This is a genomic window from Acidobacteriota bacterium, assembly GCA_026393675.1.
Classification (GTDB): Bacteria; Acidobacteriota; Vicinamibacteria; order Vicinamibacterales; family JAKQTR01; genus JBAXOX01.
The window spans coordinates 17034-31822 of sequence record JAPKZQ010000038.1 but is presented as its reverse complement, the minus strand read 5'-3'; the positions used below and the strand labels follow the sequence as shown (position 1 = coordinate 31822).

Sequence of the window (14789 nt, the reverse complement as noted above, 5' to 3'; positions counted from 1 at the left end):
GCCCGGCATACAGGTCCCGCTTCTGCTGGAGGTCTCACGACCTCACGCAGGGGACCGCGCTACCCTACTGCTCAGCGGTTCATAGGGGTGGGCTCCTTTCATCCCACGAGGAACACGCCGCTTCACGGCGCACCAAAATGCGCCTTACCGGGACGTGTTGCCGAACGCGCGTGGGGGAGGCTCCGCTTCGCACTTGGCGGCTAGTGGCTGGGCTACGTGCGCATGGAAACGCCACGGTGTGGCGTTTCCCGCGGAGAACATCCCCACGCCTGTTCCGGCCCTCACGGCACATTTTGCAGACTACCGCCCTTCGACTTCGCTCAGGACTTCGCTGTCGGCTTGGTTCGAGGGGACGCATCGCGAGCCCTCACCCTGTACCGTTGTCCTTCCCGTTACTGTCAGGGGTGGAGCAGGCGGGCGTCAAAAGGCAGCGGCAGCAGGTCCTTCATCTGGTGACGGCCCTTCTCGTCGGTGAGGTTCGCGAGGATGACTTCGATGTCGCCGCAGAACTCCCAGAGAATCTGGCGGCAGGGCCCGCAGGGCGGCGTCGGTTCCTGCGTGTCGGCCACGACGGCAATCCGCCGGAAGGTCCGATGCCCCTCGGAGACGGCCTTGAACACTGCGACGCGCTCGGCGCAGATGGTCAGGCCGTACGTGGAGTTCTCGATGTTGCAGCCTGTGACGATCGTGCCGTCGGTGGTTTCGAGTGCGGCTCCGACCTTGAAGGTCGAGTAGGGCGCGAACGCCCGTTCGCGCGCCTGACGCGCCGCGTCAACCAGGGTCTTGTGATCCACGATGCACTCCGATGTGGACGTTGCCTGCACCCGACGAGGCGAGTCTTCACTCGTCGTCCTCGTCGTCGGCATCCAGACTGTGACCATCGGCAAAACCGAAATCGCGCATCAGCCCGCCGATGACCCGTTGTGTCTTCTCGTCAGTCGCGACGAACCGGAACCCCGCCAGCCCCAGGTCGGGATTGACGTCGGGCCTCGACCACATGCACTGCGCGCTGACCGCCAGGGCCTCACCGACGGCAAGGTCCTCGGGCGGCATGACGCGCAGGCGGTACGTTCGCCAGAGTTCAGGGGGTGTCGATGTCAGCAACAACAGGCCTTCGTGGGAAATATCGCCAATTCGGCCGATGAGCTGCCCGGTGTCCTCGTCGATGACAGAGAGGTAGTACACCAGATGTCGCCGGGGGTCCCTGCGTTTCTCTGTCATCCGGATTCCTTTCCGCTCACTCGAACACCGCCAGGATTCGCCCTGATTAGAGTTGTCCTACAATCTCCTCGAGCAACGCGATAAACGCGCCTTTGACGCGCTGCGCGGTCTCCATCACCTCGGCATGGTTCAGCACCCGCGGCAGCACGCCAGCAGCCATGTTGGTGATGCACGAGATGCCGAGTACCTCCATCCCCATGTGGCGGGCGACAATCGCTCCCGCCACGGTGGACATGCCGACCGCGTCGGCGCCGATGGTGCGGAGGTATCGAATCTCGGCCGGCGTCTCGTAGCTGGGCCCGTGCAGCCCGGCATAGACCCCGTGCGCAATCGCCAGCCCGTTCGTCTTCGCGGCCTGATCGGCCAGCCCACGGAGCCGTTTTGAATAGACCTCGGTCATGTCGGGAAACCGCGGCCCGAAGCGTTCGTCGTTGGCGCCGACCAGCGGATTGGTGCCCATCAGGTTCAGATGGTCATCCATCACCATCAGCGCGCCCTGCGAAAACGACGTATTGATCCCGCCGGCCGCGTTGGTCAGGATGATCGTCTTGACGCCGAGCACCCCCATGACGCGCGTGGCGAACACCACCGTCGCCATCGGATGCCCTTCGTAGAAATGCGCGCGGCCCGACAGCACCAGTACGCGGTGAGCGCGCACCTCGCCGACCACGAGCTGACCCGCGTGCCCGACCACGGTCGACACGGGCCATCCCGGAATCGCGGCGTACGGCACCGATACGGCGTTCGCCAGCGTATTGGCAAAATCGCCAAGCCCCGACCCGAGGACGATGGCGACGCGCGGCACCTCGCCGACGCGCTCGCGCACGAAGGCTGCCGCATTCTGGATGCTGGCGTATTCGTCTGTCACAGCAGGAACCCCGCAATAGTCGCCGTCATGAAGTTGGCCAGCGTGCCCGCCAGCATGGCCCGCAACCCAAGACGGGCCAGGTCGTGCCGCCGCGTGGGCGCGAGTGCGCTGATCCCGCCGATTTGAATGCCGATGGAGCTGAAGTTCGCGAACCCGCACAACGCGAAGGTCGCAATCGTGAACGACTTCGGATCAAGCACGCCGAACAGAGGTCCCGCCGCGTGCACCGCGGTCGCGCCGGCATACTGACCCAGTTGCGCGTAGGCGACGAACTCATTGAGCACCATGCGCGTGCCCAGCAGGTTCCCGATGATCTGGGAGTCCTTCCAGGGCACACCCATCGCCCAGGCGACCGGCGAGAACGCCCAGCCGAACACCTGCTGCAGGCTCAAGTTGGCCACCGACGTCATCCCCAGGTTCGTCGCCGCAAACGACCCGACGCCCCCGAGCATCGCGTTCAACAACGCCACCAGCGCCAGAAACGAGATCAGCATGGCCCCGACGTTGAGCGCCAGATGAAGCCCTTCGCCCGTCCCGCGCCCCGCCGCGTCGATGACGTTCACGTCGGTCCGCTCCACATCCAGCTTCACCGTCCCCATCGTCTCGGGCACTTCGGTCTCGGGCACGAACATCTTCGCCATCATCAGCGTGCCTGGCGCGGTCATGATCACGGCGGTCAGCAGGTGCTTGGCCTCGATCCCGAACAGGATGTAGGCCGCCATGATGCCGCCCGAGATGTGCGCCATGCCAGATGTCATGACGGTCATCAACTCGGAATTCGTCATTTTCGGCAGGTACGGCCGGATGGTCAGCGGCGCCTCGGTCTGGCCCATGAAGATGCTGGCCGCCACGTTCAGCGACTCCGCGCCGCTCGCCTTCATCACTTTCCGCATCCCCCAGGCAAAGATGCGCACGACGAACTGCATCACGCCGAAGTAGTACAGGATGGCGAAGAGCGCGGCGATGAAGATGATCGTGGGCAGCACCTGGAACGCGAAGATCATCGAATAGCGGGCTCCTTCGTCGCCGAGCACCGCGGTCATAATGCGCGGCCAGGCCTGCTTGTCGCCGAGCGGCCCGAACACGAATGACGAGCCGACGCTCGCGAAATCGAGCAGGCGCGTGATGAGATCGCCCAGGTACTTGAAGGCCTGCTGGCCCCATTCGTTCTTCAGGACGAACAGCGCAAAGACGATCTGCAGCCCGAGGCCCCACAGCACCGTCTTGAGATCGATGGCCCGCCGGTTGTTAGAGAGCGCGTAGGCGATGCCCAGGATGACGATGGCGCCCGCGAACGGCTGCGCCTTGGGCAGGCCGCCGGGGCCGGCCAGCAGCACGGCTACCAAGGCCGCCAGCGCGCCACCAGCAAAGATCCAGATTTCGGTCGAGGACAGGCGCCAGCCCTGGCCGCCCGGTGTCGTTACAGGTGTCGTGGCCATTCCATCTCCAGGAAAGATGTCACACAATCTCGCCAACCATGAGGGGCTGCGGCGCCGGCGGCGCCGCACCGAGTTCAATCGCCTGCCCGGCCAGATCGACGGCATCACGCAGCCCCAGGCTGTCGCGATGGTAGAGCTCCAGGATCGGTTCGCCCGCGCGCACCAGTGCGCCCAGCGTCGCCAGCACCTTGATGCCAACGCCGTGATCGATCTTGTCCTCGGCGGTGGCCCGTCCCGCGCCCAGCGCGGCCGCCGCACGGCCGACCAGCATCGCGTCGAGCCCCGTCACGTAGCCGGACCTCGCCGCGCGCACCATCTCGCGGCCCGACGCCAGCGCCAGACGCGCCGGGTCGTCAACCACCGACACGTCGCCGCCCTGCCTGGCCACCATCTGCCGGAACTTCGCGAGCCCCTCACCCGAGGCCAGCGCGCAGCGAACCAGCCGCTCGGCCTCGACAGGCGTCGCGGCGCGTCCGGCCATCAGCACCATCCGCGCCGCCAGCAGCACCGACAGGGCGGTCAAATCAGGCGGACCTTCGCCGCGCAGCGTCTCGATCGACTCCACGACCTCGAGCGCATTGCCGATGGCTCGCCCGAGCGGCGCATCCATCCGCGTCAGCACCGCCTCGGTTCGCACACCGGCCAACTGTCCGGCTTTGACCATCGCTCGAGCCAGTTGTTCGGCTTCCGGCGCCGTCTTCATGAACGCGCCGCGCCCGACCTTGACGTCGAGCACCAGGGCGTCAATACCCTCGGCGAGCTTCTTGCTCATGATCGACGCGGTGATGAGCGGAATACTCTCCACCGTCGCCGTCACATCGCGAAGCCGGTAGAGTCGACGGTCGGCCGGGGCGATGTCGCGCGTCTGGCCAACGATCACGCAACCCACCTCGGCGAGTGCATCGACAATCTCGCGGGCCGACATGTCGACCTTGAAGCCCGGAATCGCTTCCAACTTGTCGAGCGTTCCACCGGTGTGTCCCAGACCCCGTCCCGACATCATCGGCACGACGACGCCGCAGGCGGCCGCCAGAGGAGCGAGCACCAGTGAGGTCTTGTCGCCCACGCCGCCCGTGCTGTGCTTGTCGACTTTCAGCCCCGGCAGGCTCGCCAGGTCGAACCTGGCCCCTGAGCGAGCCATCGCATCGGTCAGCCAAGCCGTCTCCTCGTCGCTCATCCCGCAGAGCACGATGGCCATCAACAGGGCAGAAATCTGGTAGTCGGGCCAGGACCCGTCGGTCGCGCCCGTGACGAAACTGTCGATTTCGTCGCGATTTAGCGCGATTCCGTCCCGTTTCTTGCGAATGATGTCGACGGCACGCATGGAAGCCAGAAGTATAGCGAAAGTCCTGGCGGCCTGGTGCCGATAATCACCAGGTAGCCCCTGTCGGCCAGTGGCTCGTCCTATGCCTGCGCCCGAACGACCCTCCGTGCCCGCCCATGTCGCCCGCGACGACGACGGCATCGCGCTCGATCCGCTGCCGGCCGATACCGCCGCATTGCTCAACGCCTTCGCCCGCGCCTGCAAGGCCGCGGCCCGTGCCGTGGTGCTGTATCCCGCGGAGCATCCGACGGTCGCGGGCGCGTTGTGGAGTCTCGCCACCGCCGCCCAGACGGCGACCGCCGCAGGCACGCTGACGATTGCCGTCACCCCGGATACGCTGACCGTGGGCCGCCGGCAGATCGCGAAACCCGACGCGGCCGTCACCGAACTGGCCGCGCTGCTCCACGCCCATCAGGTCGGGCAGCTCATCGTCCAATCTCAGACTGACGCGGAGTTGTGGCGCCGCTTCCTGACCGTCCTCGCCGTGCCGCCTGATCAGGCGCGCCTTCGGGGCGGGCTGCCACGGTTGTGGTCGTCCGAGGGTCAGTCGGGGATTGAGGTGCGCCGCATCAATTTCGATGAACTCCTTCGCGAGCGCATCCGAGGCGACCGCGCGACATGGGAGCGGATCGTCGCCGAGTGTCTCGAAGGGAATCAAGTCGGCCTGGACGATTGGACCATCAACCTGATCAGCGAGATCCTCGAGCGCCCGGGGAAGATCGGCGAGTTGTTCACCGCAATCAATGAACAGGTCTCAGGGGAAGGCACTGGCGGCGCCGAGGCCCTGGGGGGCCTGCTCCACGCCGTCGCACAGTTCGTCGGTCGAACGCAGCCTGACGCGCTCGACTCGGTGATGTCGGCGATCGCCGATGCCGCCGCGCGGCTGCCGGTCGCCACGCTTGGCCCCATGCTGAAGGCGTCCAAGGCGGGCACGCGCGCCAGTCTCGGCCGCTTCGTCGCGGATCTTGCGCGCCGCGTCCAGGACGGCACCATCGCCGACATGATCGCCACCGAGGTGCGCAGCGGCCGCGGCACGTCGTCAATGCTGGCCGACGCGTTCTGCGGACTCGCGCCCGACCGAACCCGACGTTCGGCCATCCTGAATCTGGCGCGGAAGTCGGTCGAACGCGGCAGTGTCCAGAACGACGCCACCGCCGCCAGCGCGTGGCAGTCATCGGAAGACTTTCTGCTGACGTACTCCGATGAGCGCTTTGTGTCGGACGCGTACGACGGCGAACTCCGCCGGATCGCGGATCGTGCCGTGGAACTGGATCGGGATCAGACAGACCCGCCGGACCGTATCGCGGCGTGGGCCCACTCGGTGGACGAATCGGCCGTCAGGCTGCTCGACGCCCAGATGCTGATCGACCTGATGGTCCTGCAACACGACGTCCGCCGATGGCGCGAACTGGCGGATCTGGCCATCGCTCGCATCGATATGCTGGTCGTGGTCGGCGACTTTCCGTCGGCCACCTTCCTGGTCGGCGCGATGCACCACCAGGCGCAATATCACGACGAGCCAGCCGTGCAGACGGCGGCAGGAATCCTAGTGGACCACATGCTGAATGCGGCCATGATGCGTCACGTGGCGGCCTATTTGGACACAAGCGACAAGGACACGATCGCCGGCGCGAAGCGCTTCTGCCACGCGCTCGGCACATCGATTGTCGGGCCTCTAGCCGAGGTGCTCTCGCGCGAGGAGCGCACTCGCGCACGCGAACGGCTCATCGAGATCCTCCTGGGCCTTGGCGCCGCGGGACGCCAGGCCGTCGAGCGGCTGATACAGTCGCCCAATGCGGCCGTGCGCCGCACCGCCGTGCTGCTGTTGAGCGAGTTCGGCGGCAGTAACGCGCTCGTCGACCTCGAGAGCCTGCTGAACGACGCGGAGCCGAACGTGCAACGCGACGCGACACGCGCGATCGCGATGATGCACAGCGAGGCCGCGTTCGAAACCTTGACGCGCGCGTTGAGTACCGGGACGGAACATGCCCGCTCGGTCATCACCGGCGTCCTCTCCTCCATCCCGAACGACGATGCCCTGCCGATACTCGCGTATCTGGTTCGGTCGGCTCCGTGCCGCGGCCCGATGTGGCAGGTGTACGAACGCGCCGTGCAGAGGCTGGGCGCGATTGGCGGCCGAACCGCCGTCGACGCGCTGGCCGACGTGATGAACAAGCGAGTGGTCTGGGCCCCGTTCAAGATTGTCGTGCTACGCCGTCTGGCAGCCGAAGCCATCGCCCGCATCGGCACACCCGACGCTCTCGACGCCCTTCGCGCCGCCGCCAGCACGGGGCCGCGAGGGGCCAGATCGGCTGCGCGCCGCCATCTCGCCGCGCACGAGTCAGAGAATCGACAGTAGTGCTTCGACTCGCAATTGCGGTTGTAGATGCTTGCCACGCGATCGGTTGAACAATGCTCGCTCAGCACGAAGTCCTGAGGGAGTGTACTCATTGCCGGATTCATGGATCGGAGACTTCGGGAGAGACGCTCATGACCGATGATGCCCGCCGGGTGCAGGTCTCGGAAGGCGTGCTGAAGCGTTTCGCCGCCGCGGTCAAAGCCATTCAGCTGTACTCGGCCGATCACCCCATCGTGGTGCGCGCCACCGAGCACCTCATCGAAGCGCTGGAGCGGCTGCAGATCGAGCACGCCTCCGTCGTCATCGGATTGGTCGACCGCCAGATCGTGGTGGACGGCATTCCGATGTTGGCCGCCACCGGCGCCGCCGAGACAGCGGAACGGTTCCGGGTGGCCGGCATCGAACGGCTGGCGATCGATCCCGGCGTGGACAGAGACGAACTCGTCGCGTTTGTTCGTGCCCTGGCACACGTGAGCGGCCGAACCGGCGACGGTGACCGCGACGTCCCGGGCGTCGACGGCACCGCGCACATTCACGTGGGCCGGCTGTACCTCCAGAAGCACGTCGAGTCGACGGGCCGCTTCGACATCGGCGCCGCCCGCGACATCTACTCCCAGGCGGTCAGCAACGTCGAGGCGCTCTGGGAGCAGACCCGTTCAGAAGGCGCCGCCGATCCGGAGGCGGCCATGGCGATTGTCGAGGGCCTCGCCAGCGGCGTCGGCCAGAACCGTCGGGCGATGATGGCCCTGACCGCCCTGTGCCGGTACGACAACTACTCGTTCACGCACATGGTCAACGTCAGCGTGCTGACAATGGCGCAGGCCAAGAGCCTCGGCATCGACGGCACGCTGCTGCGCCAGTTCGGCCTGGCAGGCCTGATGCACGACATCGGAAAAATCAGGACGCCCGCCGAAATTCTGACCAAACCCGACAAACTCACCGATGCCGAATTTGCCATCATGAAGCGGCATCCGGTGGATGGCGCCGAAATCCTGCGGCGACAGCTCGAACTGCCGCCACTGGCCGCCGTGGTGGCCTTCGAGCACCACCTGCGAATTGACGGCACCGGATACCCCATGAGCGCCCCGCGCGGCAGCCTGAACCTGGCCACCCAGGTGTGCGGCATCGCCGACATCTACGACGCCATGCGTTCGCAGCGCAGTTACCAGCAGGCCTTTCCAACCGACCGCATCCAGGCCGTCCTGCAGCAGAACGACGGCACACGGTTTGACCAGCACCTGGTCCGCCGGTTCAGCCAGTTGCTCGGCATCTATCCGCCCGGAAACATGGTCAGGCTGGATACCGGCGCCATTGCGGTTGTCCTGCGCACGCACGCGCCCGATCCGTCCCGTCCGGCCGTGCGCGTCGTCATTGGCCCGGACGGACACCGCCTGGCCAAACCGGTGGACCTGGCGCTCTGGATGGACGACAGCACGCTTGGGCCGCCACCACGCATCGTGACGCCGGTCGACCCGAAGGATCTCGGCATCGATCCCCTGCCGTTTCTCGACGAGGCCACCGCCTGACGGAAAATGGATCGGCGGAAGACGGGCCGCTCAGCGCCTCGGGCCAGGCGCCTGCCTCGCCGCGTCCTCGTAGGCTAATGCCCGGTATTCGAGCGCTGAAACCAACGCGCGATCGCCCCGGCCCCTGGCCACCTCAGCCGCCCTGCGCGCGGTGGCGGCGGCATCCGCGAGTCGGCCGGAGGCGGCCTGCGCCACCGACAGGATTTCGAGCATGCGCGGGTCGCGCCCGGCCGTGACGTGCACGGCCCGGTCGGCCAGTTCCCACGCCCGGGATGGGTTCCTGACCGACAGGTCGCCTGAGTCAGCAAGGATGGCTGCCAGTTTCGCCATCAACTCCAGCGCCAGCGGCGCATCCTCCGACAGCGACGCGAGCGCCTGTTCGTAGTGCCGCACGGCCAGCGGATCTCGCCGTTGGATCCTGTAGATCTCGCCAAGAAAGCGGTGCGCGTCGACATCGCCGGGCCGCAGGGCGAGAGCGCGCTCGAGGTGGGTTGCTGCCGCGTCGTACCTGCGCTGCTGCGCCAGGACCGCGCCGAGTCTCACCCGCGCCGACGGATCGTCAGGCGCCAGCGCGATCGCGGCCTGGAGTTGCGCTTCGGCGTCTGCCAGACGCCCAGCACTGGAGAGGGCTTCTCCGTACGCCACGCGGGCTCGGGCATCGTTCGGGCGCTTGCTCACCGTGTCCTGCCACAGGCCCTCCGCGCTCCAGTACACGCGGTTTCTCGCGTGCGTTTCGACGCCCAGAGCGCCAACGACGGCCACCGCCGCGAGGGCGCCGACAACGCCAGCGGCCTTCGGCGATGGCACGACCTTGCGACCGAGGACAAAGAGGCCGAGGACAGCTGCCGCGACGACGCCCGCGAGCGGCAGGTACATCCGATGCTCCGCCGCCACCTCCGTCACGATCGGCAGCAGGCTGGACGAGGGCGCGAGGATGAGAAAGAACCAGGCGCCAAGAAAGCTCGCGGGGTGGCGTCGCGCGATGCTAATGGCCGTCACGATGACCAACGCCGCCAGGAGGCACGCCTGCCAAGCCACCGCTCCGAGCGACGAACCGAGCGGCCAGTCATAGAGAAACACGAGCGGCGTAGGCAGCAACGCCAGGCGCAGGTAGTGCACGACCACCTCTGCCTGGGCAAGTAGATAGGGCCACACCGTGTCCCACGCGACACTGACAGACGGACCTCGCCGTTCGTTGGCGACCAGGATCGCCAGGACCATCCACGTGGAAGCGAGGCCGGCCAGCAATCCCCATCGCATCCCGGCCCGACCGCCGGCTCCCGTTGTTCCGAACAGGCGCGCCCACATTGCGACCACGATCGGCGCGGTCACCATCACTTCCTTGGTTGCCATGCCGCAGGCACAACTCGCGATGGCGGCCGCGGTCCACCATCGCCGTCGAGGACCAGTCATCGCGCGGATCGCGCAGTAGAGCGTCAGCAGATAGAACAGCCCCATGAGCGATTCGACCCGCTGAACGAGGTAGGTGACCGCCGCGGTCTGGATCGGGTGGACGACCCATACGAGCGTGACCGTCAGGGCAAGCCACGACGAGGCCGCCCCGAATCTCGACTCGAGCGCCGGGCTCCGCAGCGTCCGGCGGGTCACGCCGAACAGCGCGAGGGCGGCGCACAAATGGATGACGAGGTTGCCGGCGTGATACGGGGTCGGGTCGCGAACGTCGACACCGCCACTGGCCTCATCCCCCCCGGGCCTCTCCCCTGATCCGCCTGGCGCCAGCGCGTAGTTGATGGCAAACGACAAATTGGCGATCGGCCGGCCCGCCACGGTTGATCTCGTCGGCGGGGCGAGAGCCCCGGTCAGCGGCCACAGCGAGCGGATGGATGCGTTCCGGACAATAGCCCGCACGTCGTCGAGCACAAACGCGCCGCCGAAGCTATTCGAGTAGGCGAAGATTCCGGCCGCGACGATCAGAGCGACCCATGGCAGATCCGACCATGCTCCTGTTCGCAAGGCTCGCGACCGTGGGGCTCGCGCCGGAGGTGCCGCTTGGACTGGTTTGATGGGCGCGCGGGGCGGTCTGCGTCTGGTGGCCATGGCTCGGCTGAGCTAGTGCGGCCGCGAGTCCTCAGGAGCCGTCGATCGACGATCGGCTTCCCGCCGGGCACGTTCCAGCAGGTATTCCAAACCCGGCTTGGGCTGGACCACGGCGAAGATCTGGAACGCGAACAGCGGGCGGCTGATACGCAGGAGCACCTTGTTCAGGTTCAGCAACAGCCGGCCGACGACCCCGCGACCGAGCGCAAGCGGAAACGGGGCCGGCACGCCCCGACATTCCAGGATCTCGAACCCCGACTGTTCGAACAGCCGTCTGAAGGAGCGGAACGTGAACAGTCGCGTATGCGTCAGGTCCAGGATGCCACGCTTGCCGTAGTTGAACTGGCCGACGAGCATCATCAGCCGCACGACGATGAATGCCACGTTTCCCGTGCTCACGATCAGCTTGATCTTCGGGTTGCGGGCAGCGGCGGCGATGAAATCGTCCACGAAACGCTCGGGCGAGGCCAGATGCTCGATGACGTCGAGCATGACGGCATAGTCAACGTGGTCCAGGTCGAGGGGAAACGGGCTCCGGTTCAAATCGCCGAGCTGGAAGTCATCGAGCGTACATCCCTCGGCCAGCGGAAACCTGTCGATCCCGGTCACGTGACAACCGCGCTCCCGCAGGATCTGTCCAAGGTATCCGCCGGCGCATCCAATGTCCACCACGCGGGAACCGGGCGGGATGCGGTCGAGAGCCAGCGTGTGCGCGCTTTCGAAACCCAGCCTCGGCTGGTAGTGCGCGTTGCTGCTGGTCGACGGAATGCAGTCGAACTTCCGGTCGTAGAAGACCGACCATTCCTGCGCCAGCGCCCGGATGGAGGCCATCAACACGCCCTTCGCGTACGTGATCCCGTTGACGCGGGAGATCTCGTTTCCGTAGTAGGTGGGAATCGGCATCTCTTTGATGCGCAGTCCAGCCTTCATCAGTTGAATGATGATCTCGGTATCGAAGTGAAAGACGTTGGTGTCGAGCTGAAACGGGATCCTGCGCAACGCGTCGGTCGTGTATACCCGGTACCCCGAATGGAACTCGCTCAGATGCGATCCGAGCAGCCAGTTCTGCAGCGTCGTCAGGATCCGGTTGCCGACGAACTTGTAGAGCGGCATGCCACCGCGAAGGGCGTCGGCCTTTCGCAACATGCGCGAGCCCAGCACCGCATCCGCTTCACCCTTCGCGAGCGGTTCGAGCAGCTCGGGCAGGCACTCGGGGGCGTACTGGCCGTCCCCGTGGATCAGGGCCACGAAATCGAACCGATGCTGGATGGCGTAGTGGAAGCCGATCTTCTGATTTCCCCCGTAGCCCTGGTTGACCGGATTGAAGAGGACCGTCAGCCGAAACGGGAGCGTCCCGGCGCGGCGGACCGCGTCGCCGTGCTCGAAGGTGCCATCCGCCGAGCTGTCGTCGATGACCAGGACCTCGACGTCGTAGGTCTCCAGCAGACTTGCCGGGATTCGCTCCAACGTCGGATGGATCGTCTTCTCGGCGTGGTAGGCGACGATGAGCACGAGCAGACGTGGCCGGCCGTTTTCATGCATCGTTGTGGCAGCCAGTCCCGGTGAGGATTGCGAACGGAGGGGAACGCGACGATCGGAACTCGCGAAGATCTTAGCAAATGCCCCGAGGGTCCGCAAACGCGGCAGTGAGCGGAGGCGTCACCCACACGGATGCGGCGCGTTCCCGCAGTCTCCCGGCCGGGAAATCGACGTATACTCGTTGTGCCAGCCTTGCGATCTCGACCTTTCTCACGGGTCCCGAAAGGTCCGGAGTGTTCGAATCATGAGACCGTACTCGAAGCCTCTGCTTGTTGTGGCGTTCGTCGTCGCTCCCCTGCTGTTGTCCCTCCATGGTGATCAGGCGCCGAAGGGTCAGCAGGGTCAGAAGGAACAGTCGCGCGCGACCTTCCGTTCGCGTGTTGACTATATTCAGGTCGACGCCACCGTTTACGACAATGCCGGCCAATTCGTGCCCGACCTCACGAAGGACGACTTCGAGGTCTTCGAGGACGGCAAGAAGCAGAACATCGACCGCATCGAGGTGGTCAACGTGCCGGTGGAACCACGCTCGTTGCCGGCGTTGGTGTCCGGACATCAGTTGGAACCCGACGTGTACACCAACGAGGTGCCGCCCGGCCGCCTGTACCTGATCGTCATGGACGATCTGCACGTACACCCGGCCCGCAGTCTCGCCGCGCGGCGCATCGCGCGCATGTTCATCGAGCAGAACATGGCGCCCAACGACGTTGCCGCCCTCGTGGTCACGTCCGGAAACCGCAGGGCGGCCCAGGAGTTCACCAACAACCGGCGCCTGCTGCTCGAGGCGGTGGAGAAGTTCCAGGGGCGCAAGATCATCTCTCCCGGTCTGGCCAGCCTGTCGACGATGGGGGCGCCCGACGAGGCCTCGGCGGATGCCGCCGATCCGCAGCGCATGTACAACGCGCGCACGTGGCTTGACACACTCGCATCGCTGTCGACCTTTGCCGGAACGATCCCAAGCCGGCGCAAGTCCATCGTGATGATCGGCGAGGGGCCGGACCTCGACATCGCGGCAAATGACATCCTGCCGATGTACGCCCCGTTGAACAACCGGCTCAGTCAGGGCGAAACCGGCGTGGACCCCATGAAGGCCGAGGCGCCCAAGGGCTTCCCGCTGGCGAGGGGCGAACTGCGTGACAAATTGCGCGATTTTATCGACGCCGCCAATCGGGCCAACGTGACGCTGTATGCATTCGACCCGAGCATGTACACGCAGGGCGGCGACGACATGGTGGACATCGCGAGCGCGAACCCGGGCGACTACGACGCAAAAACCGGCATCGAGATCGTGCGCAGCAGCAAGGTGCTGGACGGCATCCAAGCCGCGCAGGACAACTTGCGCACGGTGTCGACAGCAACCGGCGGCTTCGCGGTCATCTCGCGCTCGTTCGCGAATGCCTTCGAACGGATCCGGGCCGACAACAGCCGGTACTACATCCTCGGGTACTACCCGACCAACGACAAGCGCGACGGGAAGTACCGCAAGATCGACGTCCGGGTTCGGAGGGCCGGCCTCAAGGTGACGGCGCGCCGGGGGTACGTGATGCCCAAGGCCGACAAGCAGGAGGCGCCGGTCGTCGAGACCAGCGAGGGCACGTCGCTGCCGCTGCGGGAGGCGCTGCTGTCGGCGCTGCCCGTTGCCGGCCTGCCCATCGCGGTGACGGCCGCGCCCTTCAACACGGCTCCCGGCCGCGCCTCCGTCCTGCTGATGCTGCAGACACCGCCCGGCTCTGTGAAGTTCGTCGACGAGGGCGGCCGCTTCAACGGCAAGCTGGAGGTGTCGTTCGTCGCCGTCGACGAACTGGGGAAGACCACCGGCGGCGAACACGTCAACCTGGCGATGCCGCTGAAGCCGGACCTGTACAAAATGGTCAACGAGGTCGGCCTGCTTGTTGAATCGCGCGTATCGCTGCCGCCCGGGCGGTACTCGCTGCGCGTCGCGGCACGCGACGAGAATGCCGGAAGCATCGGATCGGTCCACTGCGACCTTGAGGTCCCCGACTACGCCAAGCTGCCGCTCTCGATGAGCGGCGTCGTCATCGCGTCCGCCGAGTCGATGGCGGCCAACCCCAGGCCGGACCCGGAACGGCGCCGGATGCTGCCCGACACGCCGTCGGTGCTGCGGCGTTTCCGCCAGAGCGACCAGCTGTCGGTACTCACCGAGGTGTACGACTCGAAGATCGCCACGCCGCACGGACTGGATATCATCGCGACGGTCATCAATGAACAGGGACAGGTGGTGTTCCGGCACGAGGACACGCGATCGACCCGCGAGATCCAAGCGGCGGCGGGAACGACGGGCGGGTTCGGATACGTGGTGAAGGTGCCGCTCGCGGCCATCGCGCCAGGGTCCTACGTGCTGGCGATCGAGGTGCGCTCGCGCCTGGATGCGGACAAGCCGGTACGCCACGAGACCGCGTTCACTGTAGTAGGACGCTAAGCGGCGACGCCGTCA

10 protein-coding genes are annotated in these 14789 nt (G+C 66.2%); 3 read left to right on the top strand and 7 right to left on the bottom strand.

All coding sequences use genetic code 11. The features are described from left to right. Nucleotides 1-398 precede the first annotated feature (398 nt). The 5 genes from NT151_09105 to NT151_09085 are packed head-to-tail and all read right to left on the bottom strand — an operon-like array spanning nucleotide 399 to nucleotide 4852. The gene (locus tag NT151_09105; GenBank protein MCX6539076.1) at nucleotides 399-866 is read right to left on the bottom strand and encodes a cytidine deaminase; all 468 of its coding nucleotides are present in this window, start codon (nucleotides 864-866) and stop codon (nucleotides 399-401) included. Then, nucleotides 841-1221, bottom strand: a complete 381-nt coding sequence (locus NT151_09100; protein ID MCX6539075.1) for a PilZ domain-containing protein — start codon at nucleotides 1219-1221, stop codon at nucleotides 841-843. The genes NT151_09105 and NT151_09100 overlap by 26 nt, the downstream gene beginning before the upstream one ends. A gap of 46 nt (nucleotides 1222-1267) precedes the next feature. Further along, nucleotides 1268-2089, bottom strand: coding sequence for a purine-nucleoside phosphorylase (locus tag NT151_09095; protein MCX6539074.1), 822 nt, complete (start codon nucleotides 2087-2089; stop codon nucleotides 1268-1270). Further along, nucleotides 2086-3528, bottom strand: a complete 1443-nt coding sequence (locus tag NT151_09090; GenBank protein ID MCX6539073.1) for a NupC/NupG family nucleoside CNT transporter — start codon at nucleotides 3526-3528, stop codon at nucleotides 2086-2088. Before NT151_09090 ends, NT151_09095 begins: the two co-directional genes overlap by 4 nt. A gap of 19 nt (nucleotides 3529-3547) precedes the next feature. Next, a complete protein-coding gene (locus NT151_09085) occupies nucleotides 3548-4852 on the bottom strand; it encodes a thymidine phosphorylase (GenBank protein ID MCX6539072.1) in 1305 nt (434 codons plus the stop codon). Between the two features lie 106 nt (nucleotides 4853-4958). Here NT151_09085 and NT151_09080 point away from each other — a divergent pair, with 106 nt between their 5' ends. Both NT151_09080 and NT151_09075 read left to right on the top strand, forming a co-directional pair. Beyond that, a complete protein-coding gene (locus NT151_09080; protein ID MCX6539071.1) occupies nucleotides 4959-7211 on the top strand; it encodes a HEAT repeat domain-containing protein in 2253 nt (750 codons plus the stop codon). Nucleotides 7212-7342: 131 nt separating this feature from the next. After that, nucleotides 7343-8737, top strand: a complete 1395-nt coding sequence (locus tag NT151_09075; GenBank protein MCX6539070.1) for an HD domain-containing protein — start codon at nucleotides 7343-7345, stop codon at nucleotides 8735-8737. A gap of 30 nt (nucleotides 8738-8767) precedes the next feature. On the opposite strand, the gene NT151_09070 is transcribed toward NT151_09075, so the two are convergent. Together NT151_09070 and NT151_09065 are read right to left on the bottom strand one after the other, a co-directional pair. Next, entirely contained in the window at nucleotides 8768-10711 is a 1944-nt protein-coding gene (locus tag NT151_09070) for a tetratricopeptide repeat protein (protein ID MCX6539069.1), read from the bottom strand. Between the two features lie 96 nt (nucleotides 10712-10807). Beyond that, entirely contained in the window at nucleotides 10808-12337 is a 1530-nt protein-coding gene (locus tag NT151_09065) for a bifunctional glycosyltransferase/class I SAM-dependent methyltransferase (GenBank protein MCX6539068.1), read from the bottom strand. 241 nt (nucleotides 12338-12578) lie between these two features. Between NT151_09065 and NT151_09060 the strand changes: the two genes are divergently transcribed. Then, nucleotides 12579-14774, top strand: coding sequence for a VWA domain-containing protein (locus NT151_09060; GenBank protein MCX6539067.1), 2196 nt, complete (start codon nucleotides 12579-12581; stop codon nucleotides 14772-14774). Nucleotides 14775-14789: the final 15 nt, after the last annotated feature.

Excerpts from the sequence above, each read along its gene's own strand:
- NT151_09100 (MCX6539075.1), bottom strand. The coding sequence starts at position 1,221 with ATGACAGAGAAACGCAGGGACCCCCGGCGACATCTGGTGTACTACCTC.
- NT151_09060 (MCX6539067.1), top strand. The coding sequence starts at position 12,579 with ATGAGACCGTACTCGAAGCCTCTGCTTGTTGTGGCGTTCGTCGTCGCT.
- NT151_09090 (MCX6539073.1), bottom strand. The coding sequence starts at position 3,528 with ATGGCCACGACACCTGTAACGACACCGGGCGGCCAGGGCTGGCGCCTG.
- NT151_09075 (MCX6539070.1), top strand. The coding sequence starts at position 7,343 with ATGACCGATGATGCCCGCCGGGTGCAGGTCTCGGAAGGCGTGCTGAAG.
- NT151_09105 (MCX6539076.1), bottom strand. The coding sequence starts at position 866 with ATGCCGACGACGAGGACGACGAGTGAAGACTCGCCTCGTCGGGTGCAG.
- NT151_09065 (MCX6539068.1), bottom strand. The coding sequence starts at position 12,337 with ATGCATGAAAACGGCCGGCCACGTCTGCTCGTGCTCATCGTCGCCTAC.
- NT151_09085 (MCX6539072.1), bottom strand. The coding sequence starts at position 4,852 with ATGCGTGCCGTCGACATCATTCGCAAGAAACGGGACGGAATCGCGCTA.